The organism is Streptomyces sp. NBC_00663 (genome assembly GCF_036226885.1).
GTDB lineage: Bacteria > Actinomycetota > Actinomycetes > Streptomycetales > Streptomycetaceae > Streptomyces.
The window spans coordinates 9,601,219-9,623,050 of record NZ_CP109027.1 but is presented as its reverse complement, the minus strand read 5'-3'; the positions used below and the strand labels follow the sequence as shown (position 1 = coordinate 9,623,050).

Sequence of the window (21,832 nt, the reverse complement as noted above, 5' to 3'; positions counted from 1 at the left end):
TTCCTTTCGAAAGCGGGTTCACGGGCGTGGATCAGAGGCGGTGGGACGCCTCGTGGAGGGTCTGGGCGAGGATGTCGGCGATACGGTCGAGCAGGTGGCGGTCGCTGATCAGCGGGGGCGCGATCTGCACCAGGGGGGCGGCGCGGTTGTAGACGCGGGCCAGCAGGCCGGCCTCGCGCAGGCGGCGCGGGATCAGGTCGGCGATCAGCTCGGCCCGGACGGTGTCGCTGAAGCCGCCGCCGTCAAGGTCACCGACGAGTTCGCAGGCGTAGAAGAATCCGGCACCGCGGACGTCGCCGACGATCGGCAGGTCCGCGAGGGAGGCCATGCGCTGGGCCAGGTGGTCCTGCTGGCCGCGGACGTTCTCCAGGATCCGGTCCCGCTCCATGATCTCCAGGCTGCGCAGGGCGATCGCGGCACTGAGCGGGTGTCCGGCGAAGGTGTAGCCGTGGTTGAGGACCGTGCCGGGCCGGTTGATGACCTCGGTGATCCGGTTGCTGACCAGGGTGGCGCCCATGGGGGCGTAGCCGGCGGTGATGCCCTTGGCGACGGTGACCATGTCGGGGCGGGCGCCGTACAGGTCGCCGCCGAACCACTCCCCCAGCCGCCCGAACGCGGTGATGACCTCGTCGGCGACGAGGAGGAAGCCGTACCGGTCGGCCAGCGCCCGCAGGCCCGGCCAGTAGCCCCGGGGCGGGGTGATGCAGCCGCCCCGGTTCTGCACCGGCTCGGCGATCAGCATGGCGATCGTCTCCGGGCCCTCGGCCAGGATCGCGGCCTCCAGCTCGGCGAGCAGATGGGTCGCGTACACGTCGTCGTCGGCGAACTCGGGGGCGAGTCCGAAGCGGTTGGTGTTGGACACGAAACGGGTATCGATCGCGCCGGGGCCGTAGGGCTCGCGCAGCCCGGGGTCGTCGGTGAGGGAGAGGGCACCGATGGTCAGGCCGTGGTAGGCGCCACGGCGGGAGATCGCCTTGACCCGGCCCGGTTCCCCGCACAGGGCGTGGTAGCGGCGGGCGATCTTCCAGGCGGTCTCGACGGCCTCGGCGCCGCCGCCGGAGAAGAAGGTGTGCTCGATGTCGACGGGCGCGATCCGTGAGAGCCGCTCGGCGAGTTCGATCGCCGTGGGGTGCGCGGACCCGGACCACAACGGGCTGAAGCACAGTTCGCGCAGCTGCTTGTCGGCGGCCTCGGCGAACTCGGGGGCGTAGGAGTAGCCGATCTGGCAGCAGTAGAGGCCGGACAGGCCGTCGATGTAGCGCTTGCCGTCCGCGTCGTCGATGTACGGGCCCTCCCCGCGCTGGACGACGAAGAGGTTCTCGCCGTCCTGCCCGAGCGAACCGTTGGGGGTCATGTTGAGCAGGAGGTGTCGGGCCGCGGTGGCGGACAACTCGTCGGCGGGGGTGCTGGTGGTGGTCATGATGCGGTCTCACTTCCGGCGGGGAGCCCCACTCCGGGTTCTGTGGGCAGCAGGCCGTCCTGCTTGCCGGAGCCGCTGAGCTTGCGCACGACGCCGACCATTGCCAGGGCCACGACGGCGACCGCGATGAGGATCGCGCTGACGGCGGTCACCGACGGGTCGACGTTGTACTGAAGGACGTTGAACACCTGGACCGGCAGGGTCGTGGTGTCCACGGAGGACAGGAACTGCGAGATGAAGAACTCGTCGAAGCTGGTGATGAAGGCAAAGATCCCGGCGGCGACCAGGCCGGGCATGGCCAGCGGGAGGGTGATGCGGCGGGCGATGGTGAAGCGGTTCGCGCCCATGCTGGCCGCCGCGTCCTCCAGGCGTTCGTCGATGCCCTTCAGCGTGGCCATGAGGATCATCACGGCGATCGGTGAGGCCAGCACGGTGTGTCCGAGGGCGATGGCGATCGGACTGCCGAGCATCGAGGCGGGCTCGAAGAGCAGGAACAGGCCGAGGGCGATGACCACTTGGGGAATCACCAGAGGGGCCAGGACCAGACCGTAGACCGCCGAGCGCAGCGGCAGTTCGCTGCGGACCAGGGCCGTCGCAGCGGTCATGCCCAGGACCAGCGAGAAGACCGTGGTCATCGCCGCGACCAGGGCGCTGAGCGACAGCGCGGCGGGCCACTTGCTGCCGTCGGCGAACAGCTGCTTGTACCAGCCGAGCGTCCAGGAGTCCGGCGGGAAGGAGCCGAAGGCGTCCTTGCCGAAGGAGGTGACGACGATGACGACGATCGGCATCGCCAGGAACAGCAGGATGAGCGTGGAGAACACAGCCAGCGTGATGCGCCCGGCCAGGGTGGAACGGAGCTCGATCATGATGCCGTCCCCCGGTTCCGAAGGGCCTCGCCGGCCGACTTCAGCAGCCTGAGCAGCAGCAGTCCGGCGAAGGTGAGGAGCAGCAGGATGATGCCGAGCGCCGAGGCGCCGTTCCACTGGTTCTGCTTCATGACCTGTTCGTCGATGAGGGAGGCGACCATGGTCTGCTTCTCGCCGCCCATGAGGGCGGGGGTGAGGTAGTAGCCCAGGCAGAGGATGAAGGACAACACGCCGGCGTTGACCAGGCCGGGGGCCACCAGGGGGACGTAGACCCGGCGGAAGATGGTGATCCGTCCGGCGCCCATGCTCGCCGCGGCGGCCAGCAGCCGCCTGTCGATGCCCTTCATCACCGCGTACAGCAGCAGCACGGTGTACGGCAGCATCACGGCGGTGGTGCCGATGACGACGCCGATCTCGTTGTAGAGCAACTGGAAGGGCGCGCCCGGGAAGTGGATGTCCGTCAGGACGTTGTTCACCACGCCGTTGTCGCCGAGCAGGATGATCCAGCCGTAGGTGCGCACCAGGGCGCTGATGAAGTGGGGGACGACCACCACGATCATCGCCAGGCCCGCCCACAGGGGCTTGAGCCGGGAGATCGCGGAGGCCAGCAGGAAGCCGATGACCAGGGCGAGCAGGGAGGTCTCGGCGGAGATCCGCAGGGTGGTGAGCAGGATCTCCAGGTTGGCGCCCTGGAACGCGTCCGCGTACCAGTGGAGGGTCAGACCGCCGTTGTCGCCCTTCAGGCTCAGCATCAGGGTGCTGAAGATGGGATAGACGAAGAGGATCAGCAGGTAGACGACGACGGGGGTCGCGTTGATCAGGCCGAAGCGGGTGCGGCGGTCGGACAGTGAGACGCGGCCCCGTCGTTTCTTCTGGGGCGCCGGAGTGGCGGAGCCCGATACCGGAGCGAGTACGGCCACTGTCCTCACCTCTCGTCTTCCGCGTCGGGAAAGACGCTGACGTTGGCGGGGTCCGCGGCCAGGTCGACCCGCTCGCCGAGGGCGGGGGCGCGGCCGGCGGGCAGTTCGAGTCGTATGAGTGCGGTGTCCGTGCCGCCGAGGGGGCGGACGGTGACGCGGACCAGGGTGCCGACGTAGGTGACCGTCTCGACGGTCCCCGTACAGAACCCGTCGCCCGGCGGACACAGGGCGAGCCGGCCGGGCTGGACCGCCGCGCGGACCCGAACCCCCTCGGAACCGACCTGCGGACGCGCCTTCAGCGCGCCGCCGCTGTCGAGCCGGACGAGGGTGTGGGCGGAGGTCTGCTGCTCCACGCGGCCCGGGAGGAAGTTGGCCGCGCCGAGGAAGTCGGCGACGAACGGAGTGCGGGGCCGCTCAAACAGTTCCTGCGGGGTGTCGAACTGGTCGATCAGGCCGTCCCGCATCACCGCGATCCGGTCGGACAGGACCAGGGCTTCCTCCTGATCGTGCGTCACATAGATGACGGTCAGGCCGAGTTCCTGCTGGATGCGCTTGATCTCGGTCTGGAGCTGGTCGCGCAGCTTCTTGTCGAGGGCGCCGAGGGGCTCGTCCATGAGGATGACCGGCGGGCGGTAGACCAGGGCCCGGCACAGGGCGACGCGTTGCTGCTGGCCGCCGGACAGTTCGCGCGGGCGGCGCCGGGCCATGGCGGACAGTCCGGCCATCTCCAGGGTCTCGCCGACCCGGCGGCGCAGCTCCGCCTTCGGCACGCCGCGCAGTTGCAGCGGGAAGGCCACGTTCTCCCACACCGTCATGTGCGGGAAGAGCAGGTACTGCTGGAAGACGAAGCCCAGGCCGCGCTTCTGCGGGGCGAGGCGGGTGACGTCGTTGCCACCGACGACGATGCTGCCGGAATCGGGCTCGCAGAACCCGGCGATCATCATGAGGGTGGTGGTCTTGCCGGAGCCGGAGGAGCCGAGGAAGGTGACGAACTCACCCGCAGCGATCTCCATGGAGACCTCGTCGACTGCGGTGACGCCCCCGTAGGTCTTGCGAAGTCGTGTTATGGACAAGGGTTTTCCGCTACCGGCCAGGGTCTCCGGCCGAGTGAGCGAGGGCATCACGTCGATCTCAGGCATGCGTCCACTCCTGCCAGCGCTTGGACACGGCGTCCTGGTTCTTGATCCACCATTCGACGTCCAGGTCGAAGCCGGTCTCCAGGTGCTTCGGGGAACTGCCCAGATTCGCGGCGGTGGTGGTGGAGAGCTTCTTGTAGGCGCCGGGCACCGACGGGGCCATCGGATAGATCTCGGCGTAGGCGGCCTGCACCTCGGGGCGCAGCGCGAAGTCGATGAGCTGGTAGGCGGCGTCGACGTTCGCGGCGCCCTTGGGGATGCCGAGGGCGTTGCTCTGCCGGCGGGCGCCGTTCCACTGATAGGCGAGCGGGGCGCCGCCCTTGATCAGGGCGTCCAGGCGGCCGTGCCAGACGCTGGAGGCGTCGACCTCCTTGCGGCCCAGGAGCACTCCGGGCAGGGCGCCGGTGTCCCAGAACTTGCGGACGTGGGGCTTGATCTCGCTCAGGACCTTGAAGGCGCGGTCCACGTCGAGGGGGTAGAGCTTGTCCAGGGCCACGCCGTCGGCGAGGAGGGCGAACTCCAGCTCGGGCAGATCGGCGTCCAGGGCCTGGAGGGCGCGGTTGCCGGGGAACGCCTTGGTGTCCCAGAAGTCGGCCCAGGAGGAAGGTTTCTGCTTGCCGAAGGAGTCGGTGCGGTAGGCCATCACGCTGGCCCAGTAGTTCTTGCCGACAGCGTTGGAGGTGACCAGGGTCTTGGCGATGCCCGCGCTCTTGAAGTTCTTCAGCCGGTCGAAGTCGAGGTCCTCGGTCGCGTCCTGCTGCTTGAAGAGGACGAAGTCGGCCATCGAGTCGTCGATGACGTCGAACTGAGGGCGGCCCTGCTTGATCTGGGCGAGCATCTGGGCGTACTCGATGTTCACCACCTTGACCTGGATGCCGGTCTCCTTGGTGAACGGCTCGTAGATCGCCTGCTGGTTGGCGTCGCCGTAGGAGCCGCCGCTGTTGCGCACGACGAGCGTCTTGGAGCCCTTGCCGCCGCTGCTGCCGGACCGGCTGGTGCCGGTGCCGCAGGCGCTGAGGGACGTGGCGGCGGCGATGCCTGCGGCAACGCCGCCTGCTCCGCGCAGAAACACTCTGCGGTCGATCCGAAAGTCCTTCACCGGGTGCCTCCTGGTGGTGCGTTACGAGGGGAGGGGATGCGTGTGGGGGGTGCGGGCTGGAGCGGTTTCTCGTTCTGGTCGTGCGGGGGCTTTGCAGGGGGTGGGTTCAGTGGTCGCCGGAGATCCGGGGAGCCGGAGCGGCGATGGCTGCCAGTTCGGCGCCGGGGGCGACGGTGAGGCCGCGCATTCCGTAGAAGATGCGTCCGGTGGCGGGGGTGTGGACCTTGTATTCCTGGCCGTCGGCCGGGTCGATGACGTGGCCGATGACCTGGCCGGACGTCACGTCGTCGCCGGCGGTGAACTCCGGGTACCAGAGGCCGCTGTTCTCGGCGGTGACGCCCGCGGCCCAGACCCACTCGCGGACCGGCGACCCGGGGCCCTGGGGCCGTGTGTCGAGGACTCCGAGCCGGTTCAGTACCCCGTACAGGCCGCCGACGAGCCGCCGGGCGGCCTCCGGGTCGCGCTCGCCCAGCTGGCCGGTCTCGACGAGGATCGCCGGGATGCCCTGTCGGGCGGCGGCCGCGTGGCTGTTGCCGCCGTCGGTGTTCATGCCGAAGATGACGTCGTCGATGCCGAGGGCGCCGGCCGTGTCGGCCGTCCTGCCGTCGAGTTCGGGGTCGCCGGTGAGGCGGTAGCCGACGAAGTCCTTGAGGACCTCGTCGATGCCGCCGGAGTGCAGGTCGACGTAGGCGTCGGCGCCTTCGACGAGGTGAGCGAAGAGCCAGGCGGCCAGCCGCTCGGTGGGGCCGCCGTCCGGGTCGCCGGGGAAGACGCGGTTGATGTTGACACCGTCGAGCGGGGAGACGCCGAGCCGCCCCTGGTACACGGCCGGCGGGTTGGCGACCGGGCACAGGACGACCTGGCCGTGCACCTCGCCGGGTTCCAGCAGGGCCGCGAGCCGGGTGGCCGCGTCGATGCCGGTGAACTCGCCGCCGTGCACGCCTGCCGTGACGAGGACGCGGGGGCCGGGGTGGGCGCCGTTGACCAGGGTCAGCGGGATGTCCACAGTGAGCGTGCCCAGGTCGGCGGAGACAGTGCCGCGGACCTTGGTGCCGGGCTCGGCGCTCAGGGCGCCGACGGACAGGGAGCTCTTCGTCGAGGTCATGGTCGTCACGCCTCCGTTCGGTCGAGGGTGGACAGGAAGTCGATGGGCTGCGCCGAGTTGCCGTCCAGCGCCAGGTCGGCCGCGATGTCTCCGAAGGCGGGCGAGAGCTTGAAACCGTGGCCGGAGAAGCCGGCGAGCAGGACGACGTTCTCGGCGCCGGGCAGGGGCCCGACGAGCGGGCGGCTGCTCTCGGTGTAGCCCTCCATATAGACGGAGAGGCGGGTCGGGTCGGGGTTCAGGTCCGGCATGTGACGGCCGATCAGCTCAGTGAAGATCTCCAGCTCCTCGGGCTCGACGGTCCGGTCCAGCTGGTTCGGGTCGCCGGCGGGGCGGTGCAGGGCGCGGGAGAGGCCGAGCTTGACGGAGACGCCGTCCGGGGAGGGCAGGCCGTACAGGTGCGTGGGCGCCGTACGGATGAAGGCCGGACGCTCCTCGCCGAACCAGGCGTCCGTGGTGGGCACGTACCAGGCATTGATCAGCCGACGGATGTCCACCTCCCACGGCAGGTCCGGCATCAGGTCGTTGACCCACGGACCGGGGCTGACCACGGCCGCGTCGAAGTGCTCGCTGCCGGCGTCGGTGCGGATCGCGACGCCGTTCGCGACGGGGACGATCTCGCGGACCGTGGTGTAGCGGTGGATGCGGGCGCCCAGTTCCTCGGCGCGGCGGGCGGCGGTCTGGATGGTCAGTTCCGGGCGGATGAAGCCGGCCCTGCGGTCGAGTACGGCCGCGTCACCGTCCTCGATACGGAACTGCGGGAAGCGCTTGGCGAGGGCGTCCACGTCGAGCACCTCGTGGTCCAGGCCGTGCTCGGCGATGGACTGGAGGACGGTGGCCATCTGGTGGTGCTCGGTGGGCCCCATCAGGAGGCATCCGGTGAGGCTGCGCAGTTCGCGGCCGGTCTCCTGCTGGAGCTGCTCCCAGAGGGCGTCGGCGTGCTGGAGGAGCGGGACGTACCGGGAGTCCTCGAAGTGGGCGCTGCGGAAGATGCGGGTCTCGCCGCCGGCGGCGCTTCGGTCGTGGCCCGGGGCGAAGCGGTCGTAGCCGACCACCTCGGCACCACGGGCCGCCAGGCGCCAGGCGGCCTGGCTGCCCATCGTTCCGACGCCGACGACGGCGACGCGCTTCCTGGCAGCTGACACGGGACTTTCCTTTCGTTTCGCCGGGGGCGCATGCTGGCCCCGACGTGGGGCTGTTCGATTCCTGGTGGTTGGGACGAGGGCTGGGGCTTCTCCGCGGCCCAACAGCTCGCTATCGCCCGCATCTCGGAGTCCGACTCGTTTCGGCGGGGATCCCTCCCGAGGCCGTGCCACATTGTGGAACGCTGTGCTAGAATCTGGCACAGACGATGGCAGGGGCACGAAGGGGAGTCAAGAGGGTGTCCACCAAGGATTCCGAGGATTAACAGGGGGAAATCGGATGGAAATGAAGAGCGTCACCAGATCACTGCGCATCCTGGAGGCGGTCGCCCAGCATCAGCCGGTGACCGTCGGGGAGCTGACGAAGCTCTTCGGTCTCCCGAAGTCGACCGTGCAGCGCACCCTGGTCACCCTGAACGAGGCGGGGTGGTTGCGGGCGAACCGCAGGGACACCACCCGCTGGGAGATCGGCGCACGCGTGCTCGCCGTACGCCCCGCCGCCCTCCAGGGCTCCAGCCTGTTCGCCGCCGCCCGCGAGCCGATGGTGCGGCTGAGGGACAAGGTGAACGAGACCATTCACCTGTCGGTCCCGGACGCCCTGCACTGCATGGTCGTGGTGGACCGTGTGGACTGCGACCACCCCGTACGGACCTTCCACACCATCGGCGACACCTCACCCCTGCACGCGACCGCCACCGGGCGCGCCGTCCTCGCCCATCTGGCGAAGTCGGAGGTCGAGGAGTTCATCAGCCAGGGGCTGGAGCGTTACAGCGAGACGACACCGGCGGACCCCGCGGACCTCCGCGCCGAGCTGCGCCGGATCAGCACGGACGGTTACGCGGTCAACATCAACCAGTACCGGCCGGGCGTCTGCGCCATCGCCGCGCCCGTCCTCGACGAGGACGGCACACCGCTGGCCACCGTAGCCATGTCCATGCCCGATTCCCGGTACGCCGAGGACAAGCTGCCCGAGTGGGGCCGTCTCGTCGCCGACACGGCCGCGGAGATCACGGGGCGCCGCCTGGGAGCCTGAGCAAGAAGCGGCACCTCGGCCCCGCAGCAACGAGGGCCGGTTCCCATGCCTGGGAGTCGGCCCTCGGCGCACTTCGCGGCAGGCCCTGGGGGAGATCGCCGGGCGCAGGGGTCGCCGCCTCACGCAGCAACTCAATGCGTGCCACATTGTGGGACGCCATGCTAGAGTCCGGCACGATCATGCCTGCGGCTCCGGGAGCGAGTCAAAGAGGTGAGTCCGACGAAGTCCGCAGAACCCCCGGGGGCCCGGTATGGAAATGAAGAGTGTGACCAGGTCACTGCGCATGCTGGAGGCCGTGGCACAGCATCAGCCGTTGACCGTCGGGGAGCTGACGAAGCTCTTCGGTCTCCCGAAATCGACCGTGCAGCGCACCCTGATCACGCTCAATGAGGCGGGCTGGCTGCGGGCCAACCGGACAGACACCACCCGCTGGGAGATCGGCGCACGCGTGCTCGCCGTACGCCCCGCCGCCCTCCAGGGCTCCAGCCTGTACGCCGCCGCCCGCGAACCGATGGTGCGGCTCCGTGACGCGCTGAACGAGACCATCCACCTGACCGTTCCGGACGCCCTGCACTGCATGGTCGTGGTGGACCGCGTCGACTGCGACCACGCCGTACGGACCTTCCACGCCATCGGAGACACTTCACCCCTGCACGCCACGGCCACCGGGCGCGCCGTCCTCGCCCATCTGCCGAAGTCCGAGGTCGACCAGCTCACAGCGGGCACGCTGGAGGGCTACGGCGAGGAGACCATCACCGACCCGGTCGCTCTACGCGCGGAGATACGCCGGGTCAGAGAGCGCGGATACGCCGTCAACCACAACCAGTACATCCAGGGTGTCTGCGCCATCGCGGCACCCGTCCTGGACGGTGACGGCGTGCCGCTGGCCGCCGTGGGCATCTCCATGCCCGACTCCCGCTTCGATCCCGACCGGCTCGCCGAGCTGGGGCGGCGGGTGACCGACACCGCGGCGGAAATCACCGCCCGCCACCTGGGCTGAGGACAGCGCCGAGCACGTCCCACCGCCGAGAGGGCCGCACTGCGGGAAAGCGGCTGTGGGTCCGCCTCACCGGCCCAGGCGGTCGACGGGCACCCGAGTCGTGGGTCACCATGACGACCGTCTGCCCCAACTCCCTTACGGAGTTGCGGAGAAAGCCCAGCACCTCGGCGCCGGAGCGCGGACCGTCGGACATCGACCGCGTACGCCCACTCCCCCGCAGCAACGCCACACAGGTGTGCCCCGTGCCCGGCCAGGGCGGCCGGGCACGGGGCGGCCCGCGCGGTGCTCGATGGGGCGTGTGTCAGGGCATGACCGCCGTCATCGCACGGGCACCGCGAGGTACTGGTACTCCAGGAACTCCTCGATCCCGACCCGCCCGCCCTCGCGGCCGAGCCCGGACTGCTTGACGCCGCCGAAGGGAGCGGCCGGGTTGGAGACGAGGCCGGTGTTGAGGCCGACCATGCCCACCTCCAGGCGTTCGCTGACGCGCAGGGCGCGGTCGAGGCCCTCGGTGAAGACGTAGCCGACCAGGCCCCAGGGGGTGTCGTTGGCGCGGCGGACGACCTCGTCCTCGTCGTCGAAGGTGACGATCGCGGCGACCGGGCCGAAGATCTCCGTGTCCATCAGGCGGCTTTCGGGGTCGACTCCCGCGAGCACGGTCGGCGGATAGAAGCAGCCCGGCCCTTCCGGCGTACGGCCGCCGACAAGCACCTCGGCGCCGCGCTCCACCGCGTCGGCGACCAGTTCCTCGACCTTGGCGCGACCGGTGGCGTCGATCAGCGGGCCGACATCGACACCGTCCCGGGTGCCGGGGCCGACCACGAGGGCGCCCATGCGTTCGGCCAGGCGCCGCCCGAACTCCTCGGCCACCGAGCTGTGGACGAAGAACCGGTTCGCGGCGGTGCACGCCTCGCCCATGTTGCGCATCTTGGCGAGCATGGCGCCGTCCACGGCCACGTCGAGGTCGGCGTCGTCGAAGACGAGGAACGGCGCGTTGCCGCCCAGCTCCATCGAGGTCCGTACGACCGCGTCCGCGCTCTGGGCCAGGAGAATCCGTCCGACCTGCGTGGAGCCGGTGAAGGACAGTTTGCGAATCCGCCCGCCGCGCAGGAGCGGTTCACACACCTCCCCCGCACGGGAGGTGGTGACGACGTTCAGGACGCCGTCGGGCAGCCCGGCCTCCTTGAGGATCGCGGCGAGGGCCAGGCTGGAGAGCGGGGTCTGGGGGGCCGGCTTGAGGATCATCGTGCAGCCCGCGGCGATGGCGGGGCCGATCTTGCGGGTGCCCATGGCCAGCGGGAAGTTCCACGGGGTGATCAGCAGACAGGGGCCGACCGGGCGGCGGGAGAGCAGCATGCGGTTGCGGCCGTCGGGCAGGATGCCTGCGCCGCCGTCGATCCGTACGGCCTCCTCGGAGAACCAGCGGAAGAACTCCGCCGCGTACGCGACCTCTCCCCTCGCCTCGGGCAGCGGCTTGCCCATCTCGGACGTCATGAGGTGGGCGAGCTCGTCGACGCGGTCGAGGATGATCTCGTAGGCACGGCGCAGGATCTCGCTGCGTGCCCGGGGCGCGGTACGGGCCCACTCCTCCTGCGCCTGGACGGCCGCGTCCTCGGCGAGCCGGGTGTCCTTGGCGCCGGCGTCGGCGACGTGGCAGAGGATCTCGCCGGTGGCGGGGTCGTCGACGGGCATGGTGGCGCCGTCCGCGGCGTCCACCCAGGTCCCGCCGATGAACAACTGCGTGGGTGTGTCGGTCATCGGGTCACTCCTGGTCGGTCGACAGTTCGGTCGGCGGCGGGGTCGAGCAGTTCGGCCAGGTGCAGGGCGCGGATGTCCCGGTCACCGGCGAGATGGTCGATCTGGGTGGCGCAGCTGAAGCCGTCGGCCACGACGACGGCCGGTGCGGCCTGGTCGATGGCGTCGAGGCGGGGCTTCAGTGCCAGGTCGGCGACGGCCATCGAGGTGTCGTAATGCTGCTCCTCGAAGCCGAAGTTCCCGGCCAGTCCGCAGCAGCCCTCGGCCTCGTCGACCTTGTCCACGCCGAGCCGGCGCAGCAGGTCAGCGGGACGGCGGCCCTTGAAGGTGGCGTACTCGTGGCAGTGGGTCTGCAGGACGACGCTCGTCGGCACGGGGGGCGGGGTCCAGCCGGGGTCGGCGAGGTCGGTCAGCGCGCCGGTGAAGGTGTGGACCCGGTCCGCGACGCGCTGGGCGGCGTCGGTACCGAGGAGTTCGGGCACGTCCCGCTTGAGGGCGGCGGCGCAGCTGGGCTCGGCCACGATGATCGGCCGCTCGTCGCCGTTGTCGAGGTGGGCGACCGTACGGGTCATGATGCGGCGCGCGACCGACAGCTGGCCGGTGCTCACCCACGTCAGACCGCAGCACAGGCCGTCTTCGGCCGTGCAGGGGATTCCGGAGTCGGCGAGTACCCGGCTCGCGGCGCCCGCGACCTCGGGCCGGAAGGCGCGGGTGAAGCTGTCGACGAAGAGCAGGGCCTTCGCCGGTTCGCCGTTCTTCGCCTGGCGCAGGACCTTGCGGAAGGTGCGCCGGGAAGCGAAGGCCGGGATCCTGCGCTTCGTGGTGACGCCGCCGAGGCGGGCGAGCAGGGTGCCGACCGGTCCGCGCAGGAGGGCGTTGACCGGGCGGGCTGCCCATCCGGCGAGCGCGGAGGTCAGGGGCAGCCAGCCCAGGGAGTAGTGCGAACGGGGTCGCACGCGGCCCTTGTAGTGCTGGTGCAGGAACTCCGCCTTGTACGTGGCCATGTCGACGCCGACCGGGCAGTCGCTGGAACACGCCTTGCAGGACAGGCACAGGTCGAGGGCGTCCTTGACCTCGGTCGAGCGCCAGCCGTCCTTCACCGTCTCGCCGCGCACCATCTCCTGGAGCAGGCGGGCCCGGCCCCGCGTGGAGTCGTTCTCCTCCCCGGTGGCCCGGTAGCTGGGACACATCACGCCGCCCGCGTCGCTGCGGCAGCGGCCGACGCCGACGCAGCGGCGGGCCGCGCCCGCGAAGCCGTCCTCGTCGTGCGGGAAGGTGAACTCGGTTGCCAGGGGCTGGATTTGATGCAGTGCGAGGTCGGCGTCCAGCGGAGCCGGGGCCACGATGACGCCCGGATTCAGCAGTCCCTCGGGGTCGAAGACCTTCTTGAAGGCAGCGAACGCCCCGATCATCCGGTGGCTGTACATGACCTCCAGCAGCTCACCGCGCGCCCGCCCGTCACCGTGCTCGCCGGACAGCGTGCCGCCGTGCGCGACGACCAGGGCGGCGGCCTCTTGGAGGAAGCGACGGGCAGCGGCGCGGCCGGGGTCCGTGGCGAGGTCGAAGTCGATGCGTACGTGGACGCAGCCCGCGCCGAAGTGCCCGTACATCACGCCGGTGAGTGCGTGGGAGGCAAGCAGTTTGCGGAAGTCCCGCAGGTAGCCGGCCAGGTTCTCGGGCGCTACCGCCGAGTCCTCCCAGCCGGGCCACGATTCTCCGCCGTCGACGAGGCGGGCGGCCAGGCCGGCCCCGTCCTCACGGACCCGCCACAGCGACCGTCGCTCGGCCGCGCTCGCCACGACCCGGCCGCCGGTCATCCGGCCCCGCGCCTTGAGCACGTCGAGGAGTTCGGCCGCGCGGGCGTTCACCGTGGCCTCGTCGTCGCCGTCGAGCTCGACGTACAGCCACGCACGGCCTTCGGGCAGTCCGGTGACGGAGTCCGGGCCGCGGCGGGCGCGCATGGTGGCGACGATCGCCTCGTCCATGCCCTCCACGGCGGTGGGGTTCCAGTGCAGGATCTCCGGCACGTCCTCGGCGGCGTCGACGACGTCGTCGTAGCCGAGGGTGAGCAGTGCCGAAGCCGGTGCGGTCGCCACCAGGCGGACCGTCGCGGCGGTGACGACCGCGCAGGAGCCCTCGGTGCCGACCAGGGCGCGGGCCATGTCGAACCCGTTCTCCGGCAGCAGGTGGTGCAGTTGGTAGCCGGAGACCTGGCGGGCGATGCGGCCCAGCTCGGTGCGGATCGGCGCCAGGTTGTCGCCGATGAGACTCCGTACGTCCGCTTCGAGGCGGGCGACGCGCTCCGCATCGGTGGGGTCCACGGGGTGCAGCCCGACGCGGTCGGCGACGGCTCGCACGCCGTCCGCCGTGACGATCTCAAGGGCCTCGACATGGCTGCTGGTCCGCCCGTGCCGCACCGACCGGTTCCCGCACGCGTCGTTGCCGATCATGCCGCCAAGGGTGCAGCGGCTGTGCGAGGAGGGGTCGGGGCCGAAGGCGAGGCCGTGCTGGGCGGTCGCGCTCTGCAACGCGTCGAGGACCACACCGGCCTCGACACGCGCCGTTCCGGCGGCCGGGTCGACGTCCAGGATCCGGTTCATGTACCGGGAGAAGTCCAGGACGACACCCGGCCCGACGGCGTTGCCCGCCATGCTGGTGCCGCCGCCGCGCGCGGTGACCGGCACGCCCGTCTCCCGGCAGGCCCGCAGCACCGCGACCACGTCGTCGGCATCGCGGGGGAAGGCCACGGCCTGCGGCGGAACGCGGTAGTTGGAGGCGTCGTAGGCGTAGGGGCCGGTGCCGGGTCCGGTCTCCACCCGCAGGCCGGGAGCGGTCTCGGCGAGCCGGGCGGTCAGCCGCACGAGGGCGTCGCTCATCGTGCCGTCGCTCCCGATGTGCCGGCCTCCACCGCGGCCGCCCACGCCTGGAGGCCCTCGTCGATGGCCGTCTCGTCGATCACCAGCGCCGGGATCATGCGTACGACCTGGTTCCAGGCCCCGCACAACAGCAGAAGCAGCCCCTCGTCGATGGCGGCGCGCTGCACACGGGAGGCGGCCTCGGGGTCGGGGCTGCCGTCCTCGGTGACGAACTCGGTGGCCAGCATCAGCCCGAGGCCACGCACGTCACCGATACCGGGCGTGCGGTCGGCCACCGCCTCCAGGCCCTGGCGCAGCCGCGCGCCCATCGCCTCGGCGTTCTCGACGAGCTTCTCCTCGCGTACGACGTCCAGGGTGGCGCAGGCCGCCGCGCACGCGACGGCGTTGGCGCCGTACGTGCCGCCCTGCGAGCCGGGCCATGCCTTCGCCATCAGCTCCTCGGAGGCCGCGATGCCGGACAGCGGGAAGCCGCTGGCCAGGCCCTTCGCGGTGACCAGGATGTCGGGCGTGATGCCGAAGTGGTCATGGCCCCAGAAGCGGCCGGTGCGGCCGACGCCGGTCTGCACCTCGTCGAGGATCAGCAGGAAGCCGTGGCGGTCCGCGCGCTCCCGCAGGCCCTCCATGAAGGCGCGGTTCGCGGGGACGTAGCCGCCCTCACCCAGCACCGGTTCCACGATGATCGCCGCCGTGTCGGCGGGCGAGGAGATCGTCTGGAGCGTGTAGTCGAGCTCCTGGAGGGCGAAGCGGGTGGCGGTCTCCTCGTCCCAGCCGTAGCGGAAGGCAGTCGGGAACGGGGTGACGACCACGCCGCTCATCAGCGGGGAGAAGCCGGAGCGGAAGCGGGTGCCGGAGGTGGTCATGGAGGCGGCGGCCACGGTACGGCCGTGGAAGCCGCCGTGGCAGACGATGACGTTGGGCCGGCCGGTGGCCTGGCGGGCCAGGCGCAGCGCGGACTCGACGGCTTCGCTGCCGGAGTTGGTGAAGAACAGGCTGTCCAGGCCGGCCGGCAGCACCTCGCCGAGCTTCTCGACCAGTTGCCGCAGGGGCCGGTGCATGACCGTCGTGTACTGGCCGTGGACGAGCGTGCCCACCTGCTCCTGCGCCGCCGCCACGACCCTGGGGTGGCAGTGCCCGGTGCTGGTGACGCCGATCCCGGCGGTGAAGTCGAGGTAGCGGCGGCCGTCCTCGCCGTAGAGGTGGACGCCCTCGCCCCGGGCCGCCACCACGGGTGTGGCCTGGCGAAGGTGCGGCGACAGTGCGGTCATGTTCGTCTCCCGGCGTGGGTCGTCGGACGGGTGCGGTCCCCCGAGCATCTCCGCCGGCCGGCAGGGAGCCAACGCGCGATCTGTCCAGCCGGGACGCGGTATCCGGACGTTGTGTCAACCGCGCCGCTCTCCTGCGCGCCCTGTGACCCCCATGACCGTCGGCCCACTCCCTCTTGCGCAGGTCAGCGACGCTTGTCAGAGTGACTGGGCGGGCAGGGAGGCACCGTGAGCGAGAATCACCACGCGGCCCCGGAGCCCGGCACCGACGGTCTTGACGCCCCCCTGTCGGGCCGGGACATGGACGCGGTCGGCCGTCCGCTCACCGTGGCGGACGTACTGGCGCTTCCCGTCCTCGCCGCAGGACAACCCCAGGTCGTCGCCGGCGCGGCCGGGCTCGACCGCCCTGTGCGCTGGGTCCACATCACCGAGCTGACCGACCCCGCGTCCTTCCTCAAGGGCGGCGAACTCGTCCTGACCACCGGAATGCCCCTGCCCGAGGACGCGGCGGGCGTGCGCCGGTACGTCGACGAACTCGCGGCCGTCGACGCGGCGGCCCTGGTCATCGAGCTGGTCCGCCGCTACCACCGCCCGCCCGACGCGCTCGTCCACGCCTGCCAGGCCCGTGGCCTCCCCCTCGTGGCCTTGGCGAAGGACGTCAACTTCCTGGAGGTCACGCAGGTCGTCCACGCGCTCATCCTCGGCAATCAGGCCGAGGCGATGCGCCGGACCCAGCACATCCACGAGGCGTTCACCGCCCTCACGCTGCGCGGCGCCGGCCCCGAGGACGTCGTACGTGCCGCGGCGGACATGAGCGGCCGTACGGTCGTGCTGGAGAACCTGGTCCACCAGGCACTGATCTGCGAATCCTCCGGCAGCACCACGCAAGCCGCACTCACCGACTGGGAACAGCGCTCCCGGGCCACTCCCCCCGCCGACCACACCACTGTGTCCGGACCCGAGGACTGGCTCGTGGCACCCGTGGAATACCAGGGCGAACGGTGGGGCCGCGTGACCATGCTCCCGACCGCACCCGACACGTCGCCTCAGAGCCCCTTCGGCCCCGAGGACGTCACCGTCCTAGAGCGGACCGCGATGGCCCTCACCATCGCCCGCCTCATCCACCCCACACCCTGGGAACGCACCGCCCACCGGGGCGCCCTGCGCGATCTCGTCGAACAACGCCACCGCTCCCCCGGGGACGCCCGCGCCCGTGTCGCCGCACTGGGCCTGCCCACCGAGAACACCTCCTTCATCGCCGTACTCGCGGACGCCCTGACGGAAGACGACACCGCGAAAACCGAAACCCGCCTCTCCGAAGAACTGAGGACGACAGGAATCCAGGCGCTTGTCGGCCACCTCACCCCGACACGGCTCGGCATCCTGCTGGCGCTGCGCCCCTCCCAGCCCTGGCGCCCCACGGTCGAGCACCTGAGCCGCACCGCGCTGGACCTGGCCCCCGCAGCGACCGTGAGCGTCGGCTCCGAGACCACGGACCTCGCTCACGTCGCCCGCTCCTTCCGCGAGGCAGCCCGCGTCACCGAGGCCACCCGGCCCGGCCAGCCCCTCCCCGCGGGCCGCTCCTTTCACGAACGGTCCGACATCGGCCTGGCCCGCCTGCTGTTCGCACTCCGCGACGACACCCGCATCCAGGACTACGCCGAACGACAGCTCGGCCGCCTCGTCGACCACGACACCCGCCACGGCACCGACCTCCTGACCACCTTGCGCCACTACTTGGACGCGGCCGGCAACAAGACGATCGCCGCCCGCTCCGGCGGCCTGTCCCGGGAGACCGTCTACCAACGCCTGCGCACCATCGAGCGGATACTCGACTGCGACCTCGAGTCCGGCGAACAGCGCACCGAACTCCACGTGGCGCTGACGGCACTCGATGTCCTGCGGATCCGCTGAACACAGCACGTCAACGAGTAGCCGACCGAGATCCTCATTGAGGAAATCCCTGCTGTCGGGCCAGATGGCTCCATCGACGTGGCGGAGCACCCTCATTGAGGGGGGCCGGGACGCCCGCCCACCGCTCCAGCGGGCAGTTGTGGGACAACGCTTGAAGAACCTCGTTCAAGGAGGGCCCGCCGGGCGAGTGGCAACGTCGGAGTCGATATTCCCGGCTGTGCGGGCCGGCGCAGAGGAGGGCGCGGGCGAGGTCGGGCAGGCCGAGGCTGAGGGCGTCACAGTCCCCGCAATGGACGAGGTGGACCAGGTCGGTGGTCACCTGCTCCCAGTCACCGACCGTCGGCCAGGCGGTGCCGCCGTCCAGTTCGTGGGTGAGGGTGGACAGTTGGATGATCTCGCCGGGTGCTCGTGTGCGAAGAGCAGATACACCGTGTGCGTACGTACCTGGTCGTCAGACGGGGGCTGCGTCATGGGGCCGTGTGCCTTCAGCGGAGCAGTGCCGGATCGGCTTGGTAGTGCGTGGCGGAGGCGCAGGTGGTGCAGCGGCCGTCGCTGTTCGGGTGGGCGCGGCGAGGTGTGGGGCCAGGGCAGATGCCACAGGGCGGCCAGCCCAGGCAGGTGGGGCAGAGGTCTGAGGCGCTCGCCTGGTAGGGCCACGGTGTCCACGACGAGGACGGAGCGGCCGTCAAGCCGACGCCGACGGGCTTCCGGGCGGGTGCAGAAACGGGCTCAAGCCCGCCGTAGTCGCCGCGATGACCTGGCCTGGACGAGTCTCGGCCCACTCCCGACGGCATCGCCGCCCCTCGCTCCACTGCTGCACGAGATCTGCCTGGATGCCAGGACCTGGGTGCCAGGCCCGTACCGTGTCGGGCCTGGCCCCGGTCCGTCAGTTCTGGAGGCGCCAGTGCTGGTTGGCGCCGCCGGAGCAAGTCCACAGCTGGATTTTCGTCCCGTTGGCTGTTCCCTGGCCGTTGGCGTCCAGGCAGAGCCCCGACTGCGCTGCTGTGATCGTGCCGTCGGGGTTGAGGTTCCATTGCTGGTCCGGCTGCCCACTGCAGTCCCAGATCGCCGCCGGGGTGCCGTTGCCCGCGCCCTGGCCGACTCCCAGGCACTTGTTGCCGTAGACGACCAGCTGCTTTCCGGTGGTGTGGGTCCAGCGCTGGTTGGAGCCTCCGTTGCAGTCCCACAGCTGTGCCTGCGTACCGTTCGCTGTGGTCGAGTTGTTGATGTCGAGGCAGCGCCCCGACTGCTGGCCCACTATCTGCTGGTTGCCGGACTGCGGCGGCGGCTGGTTCGAGCCGAACTGGGTGAAGAACTGCCACACCGCCGCGGACGTCCAGGTGCGCCAGCCGTCACCGGTGGAGCCGTCGATGGGACCGGGGTCGTGGCCCGCTCCGTCGAACGCGGCCCAGACGACGGGGTATCCGGACCTGCATCCGGAGTAGGTGGTGATGATGTGCGTCAGGCTTCCGTTGGCCGGCTCGGGCGGGTTCTGCGGGGTGCAGCCGTTCGTCCGGACGAAGGTGTCGCGCAGGTCTCGTCCCGACTGGATGGGCAGCACGTTGTCCCTGAGGCCGTGCAGTCCCATGTAGGCGATGGGCTGGTTGCCGCCGTTGCAGCCGCTGAGGTTCGCGCCGGAGTAGACCGCGACCGCGCGGAAGACCGTCGCCCGGGAGCAGGCGAGGGCGTACGACATCGCGCCGCCGTAGCTGAAGCCGGCGGAGAACAGCTGGGTGGTGTCGACGCACAGGCCTGATTCGATCTGGTTGACCATGGCGTCGACGAAGGCCACGTCCTGGCCGCCGGGGTTGGCCCAGCCGTTGCCGTTGCCCTGGGGGGCGACGAAGATCGTGCTGTTGTTCGCGTTGTCCGCCAGGCGCCGGAGGCCGTAGTAGGACCAGTTGTACCCGTCCGTGCCGCCCGAGTCGACGTCATTGGCTGTCCCGCCCCGCCAGTGGAAACCGAAGACCAGCCGGTAGGGGTGGTTGCTGTCGTAGCCGGCCGGGACCCGCAGGATGTAACTGCGGTTCTGGCCGCCGCTCTGAATCGTGTGGTTGCCGCTGGTCAGCGTCGGAGCCTTGCCGCAGCCCGCGCTCGCCGCGGCGGCGGACCTCGGGGCCGGCGCGGGTGCCCCGAGGGCGCTGCTGAACGAGGTGCCCGCGGTCGTCAGGATGAGAAGCAGTGCGGCCGCGATGGCCATTAAGAGCCGTTTACGTTCCATGCTCTCCCTCTTCCGTCGTCCGTCGTCGAGTTCTGCTGTTCTACGGGGAGCGCCGGTTCACACGGCAGTGATGGTCCACGCGTTGTTGGTGCTGGAGTTGGGCGTCCACAGCACCGTCGTGGAGCCGGCCGTGGTGCTGCCGCTGCCGTCAAGCGCGGTGCCGGTGCCCCGATTCACGATCTGGTAGCGGCTGTTGCCGAGGCTGACCAGCGACCACTGCTGGTTGTTGCCGCCGTTCCACGCCTCCTGGCGGGCCGGAGCGCCGTTGGCGGCGTTGCCCCAACTGTCGGCGGCCATGCCGTTGGTGCGGTTCATGAGGCGGTAGTAGCCGTTGCCGAGGTCGATCAGCTGCCACTGGAGGTTGGTGCTGCCGTCGTAGTTCCACTGCTTGAGGTTGGAACCGGAGGCCACGTTGCCCCCGCTGTCGAGCACCAGTCCGCTGGTCACGTTGGCGATCCTGACCCAGGTCGTGGAGCCGCCCGGCGCACCCAGTACGGGGATCTCGCCGGAGAAGGTGAGCTTGACCGTGTACGCCAGGGCGCTGAACGGCGGGTTGGACGAGGGCATGGTGAGGTGCAGGCCGGACGCGTCCTGGGTCGGTGCGGGCAGGTTGATGTAGGTGCCGGCGGTGTTGTTGAGCAGTTGGGCGCCGGTCAGGCTGCTGATGTTGATCTGGTTCGAGTTCAGCGTCGTGACCGTCATGGTGCCGCCCTGCCAGCCCAGGGCGGTGGCGTAGAGCACCTTGTTGTCCCGGCTGCGGGTGAACCGGATGTCCTGCGGTTTGCCGGCCACCGGCCCGCTGAAGGAGCCGCCGCCCATCTTTGTGGGACCCTCGCCGTAACTGGACCAGGAGCGGGTGGAATAGACGGCCTCTCCGAAGCGGCCGAGCCAGTCGCCCATCGCGAGCAGGATGGACTGCTGCCCGGAGGGGATGGTGCCGTCGGCCATCGGGGCGATGTTGAGCAGCATGTTGCCGCCCTTGCTGACCCGGTCGATCAGCGAGTGGAGCAGCGCCTGCGTCGAGTAGTAGCCGATCCCCACCGTGTAGCACCAGCTGGAGGAGGAGATGCTGTCGTCGGTCAGCCAGTAGGGGGTGAGCAGACCTGCCGGGCCGCCGCGCTCGAAGTCGAAGACCTCACCCTTGTTGTTGAGGCCGTCCTTGTAGGTCGCGACCACGTCCTTGTTCCAGGCGACGGCCTGGTTGTAGTAGTGCGCGAGGAACTGGAGCCGGTAGGACTCCTGCACCTGGTTCAGGGCGAAGTCCTGCCAGACCAGGTCCGGTTGGTAGCCGTCGATGACCTCGACCAGCTTGTCGTACCAGAGCTTGTTCTCCGTGGCCGAGCCCTGCTGGCCGTAGAGGACGCGGAGCGTCGGGTCCGACTGGTTCGGCACGTGGTCGTAGAAGCCGTTGAAGTGGTAGGCGTGGTGCAGCGAGGCCATGAACTTCAGTCCCTGCCCACGGATGGCCTGCGCGTGCAGTCCCACCAGGTCGAGCTTGGGGCCGTGCTGGACCGAGTTCCACGGGTTGGCGCGGCTGTTCCACATGGAGAAGCCGTCGTGGTGCTCGGCGACCGGGCCGGCGAACCGGGCACCCGCGGCCTTGAACAGCCGGGCCCAGGCGTCCGGGTCCCACTTGCCGCCCTGCGAGACCGGTTTGGGGGCGAACTGAACGAAGTTGCCCGCCTTGTCACGGGCACCGTCGATGAAGTTGTTGTACGGCCAGGCCGCGGGGTCGCCGTAGGTGGCCTTGTGGTGGTTGTTCTCGGCGGAGCCGCCGATGTACATGTTGCGCGGGTACCACTCGTTGCCGAACGCGGGAACGCTGAAGACGCCCCAGTGGTAGTAGATGCCGAACTTGGCGTCCTGGAACCAGGCCGGGGCCGGGGGGTGCTGGTCCACGGAGGACCAGCTCGCGGTGTAGCTGCCGGGGCCGTCGGTCGCGGCGGCCTCGGGAGCGAACCGCAGCAGGCCGAAGGCCGTCGACGCGCCGGCCGCCGCCAGCAGTCGGCGCCGGCTGAACGGCAGGGACGAGGAAGTCATGTGGGGCCTTTCAGAGGGATCGGGGAGGCTCAGGAAGTCCGGCCGC

At 70.4% G+C, this 21,832-nt stretch carries 15 protein-coding genes and 1 pseudogene; 3 read left to right on the top strand and 13 right to left on the bottom strand.

All coding sequences use genetic code 11. The features are described from left to right. Positions 1–31 precede the first annotated feature (31 nt). From OG866_RS43500 to solA, 7 genes are all read right to left on the bottom strand, one after another. On the bottom strand, positions 32–1,420 hold the full coding sequence (locus tag OG866_RS43500) for an aminotransferase class III-fold pyridoxal phosphate-dependent enzyme (RefSeq protein WP_329343508.1): 1,389 nt from the start codon (positions 1,418–1,420) through the stop codon (positions 32–34). Then, the gene (locus OG866_RS43495) at positions 1,417–2,286 is read right to left on the bottom strand and encodes an ABC transporter permease (RefSeq protein WP_329343506.1); all 870 of its coding nucleotides are present in this window, start codon (positions 2,284–2,286) and stop codon (positions 1,417–1,419) included. The genes OG866_RS43500 and OG866_RS43495 overlap by 4 nt, the downstream gene beginning before the upstream one ends. Then, positions 2,283–3,206 (bottom strand): ABC transporter permease, encoded by a 924-nt coding sequence (locus OG866_RS43490; RefSeq protein ID WP_329343504.1) that lies wholly within the window; start codon positions 3,204–3,206, stop codon positions 2,283–2,285. Before OG866_RS43490 ends, OG866_RS43495 begins: the two co-directional genes overlap by 4 nt. A 5-nt stretch (positions 3,207–3,211) precedes the next feature. Beyond that, complete coding sequence (locus OG866_RS43485) at positions 3,212–4,345, bottom strand: ABC transporter ATP-binding protein (protein ID WP_329343502.1); 1,134 nt, start codon at positions 4,343–4,345, stop codon at positions 3,212–3,214. Next, a complete protein-coding gene (locus OG866_RS43480) occupies positions 4,338–5,441 on the bottom strand; it encodes an ABC transporter substrate-binding protein (protein ID WP_329343500.1) in 1,104 nt (367 codons plus the stop codon). Before OG866_RS43480 ends, OG866_RS43485 begins: the two co-directional genes overlap by 8 nt. A gap of 106 nt (positions 5,442–5,547) precedes the next feature. After that, the gene (locus tag OG866_RS43475) at positions 5,548–6,546 is read right to left on the bottom strand and encodes a succinylglutamate desuccinylase/aspartoacylase family protein (RefSeq protein ID WP_329343498.1); all 999 of its coding nucleotides are present in this window, start codon (positions 6,544–6,546) and stop codon (positions 5,548–5,550) included. Positions 6,547–6,551: 5 nt separating this feature from the next. Then, on the bottom strand, positions 6,552–7,859 hold the full coding sequence (solA, locus tag OG866_RS43470) for an N-methyl-L-tryptophan oxidase (protein ID WP_443063626.1): 1,308 nt from the start codon (positions 7,857–7,859) through the stop codon (positions 6,552–6,554). A gap of 112 nt (positions 7,860–7,971) precedes the next feature. Here solA and OG866_RS43465 point away from each other — a divergent pair, with 112 nt between their 5' ends. Next, positions 7,972–8,718, top strand: a complete 747-nt coding sequence (locus OG866_RS43465; RefSeq protein WP_329344576.1) for an IclR family transcriptional regulator — start codon at positions 7,972–7,974, stop codon at positions 8,716–8,718. 256 nt (positions 8,719–8,974) lie between these two features. Beyond that, a complete protein-coding gene (locus tag OG866_RS43460) occupies positions 8,975–9,718 on the top strand; it encodes an IclR family transcriptional regulator (protein WP_329344574.1) in 744 nt (247 codons plus the stop codon). A 97-nt stretch (positions 9,719–9,815) separates the two neighbouring features. Here the strand turns inward: OG866_RS43460 and OG866_RS43455 are convergent. The 4 genes and pseudogenes from OG866_RS43455 to OG866_RS43440 form a co-directional block, all read right to left on the bottom strand. Then, positions 9,816–9,896, bottom strand: a pseudogene (locus OG866_RS43455) (ABC transporter ATP-binding protein); the annotation flags it as partial. A 140-nt stretch (positions 9,897–10,036) separates the two neighbouring features. Beyond that, positions 10,037–11,476: an NAD-dependent succinate-semialdehyde dehydrogenase gene (locus OG866_RS43450; RefSeq protein ID WP_329343494.1), complete on the bottom strand. Its 1,440-nt coding sequence runs from the start codon at positions 11,474–11,476 to the stop codon at positions 10,037–10,039. Further along, on the bottom strand, positions 11,473–14,349 hold the full coding sequence (locus tag OG866_RS43445) for an FAD-binding and (Fe-S)-binding domain-containing protein (protein ID WP_329343492.1): 2,877 nt from the start codon (positions 14,347–14,349) through the stop codon (positions 11,473–11,475). The genes OG866_RS43450 and OG866_RS43445 overlap by 4 nt, the downstream gene beginning before the upstream one ends. After that, the gene (locus OG866_RS43440; protein WP_329343490.1) at positions 14,346–15,614 is read right to left on the bottom strand and encodes an aspartate aminotransferase family protein; all 1,269 of its coding nucleotides are present in this window, start codon (positions 15,612–15,614) and stop codon (positions 14,346–14,348) included. Before OG866_RS43440 ends, OG866_RS43445 begins: the two co-directional genes overlap by 4 nt. A gap of 225 nt (positions 15,615–15,839) precedes the next feature. Between OG866_RS43440 and OG866_RS43435 the strand changes: the two genes are divergently transcribed. Beyond that, a complete protein-coding gene (locus tag OG866_RS43435) occupies positions 15,840–17,525 on the top strand; it encodes a PucR family transcriptional regulator (protein ID WP_443063625.1) in 1,686 nt (561 codons plus the stop codon). A gap of 886 nt (positions 17,526–18,411) precedes the next feature. Here OG866_RS43435 and OG866_RS43430 read toward each other — a convergent pair. Both OG866_RS43430 and OG866_RS43425 read right to left on the bottom strand, forming a co-directional pair. Next, positions 18,412–19,725, bottom strand: coding sequence for an RICIN domain-containing protein (locus OG866_RS43430; RefSeq protein WP_329344570.1), 1,314 nt, complete (start codon positions 19,723–19,725; stop codon positions 18,412–18,414). Positions 19,726–19,803: 78 nt separating this feature from the next. Beyond that, positions 19,804–21,786, bottom strand: coding sequence for an alpha-L-fucosidase (locus OG866_RS43425; RefSeq protein ID WP_329343488.1), 1,983 nt, complete (start codon positions 21,784–21,786; stop codon positions 19,804–19,806). Positions 21,787–21,832: the final 46 nt, after the last annotated feature.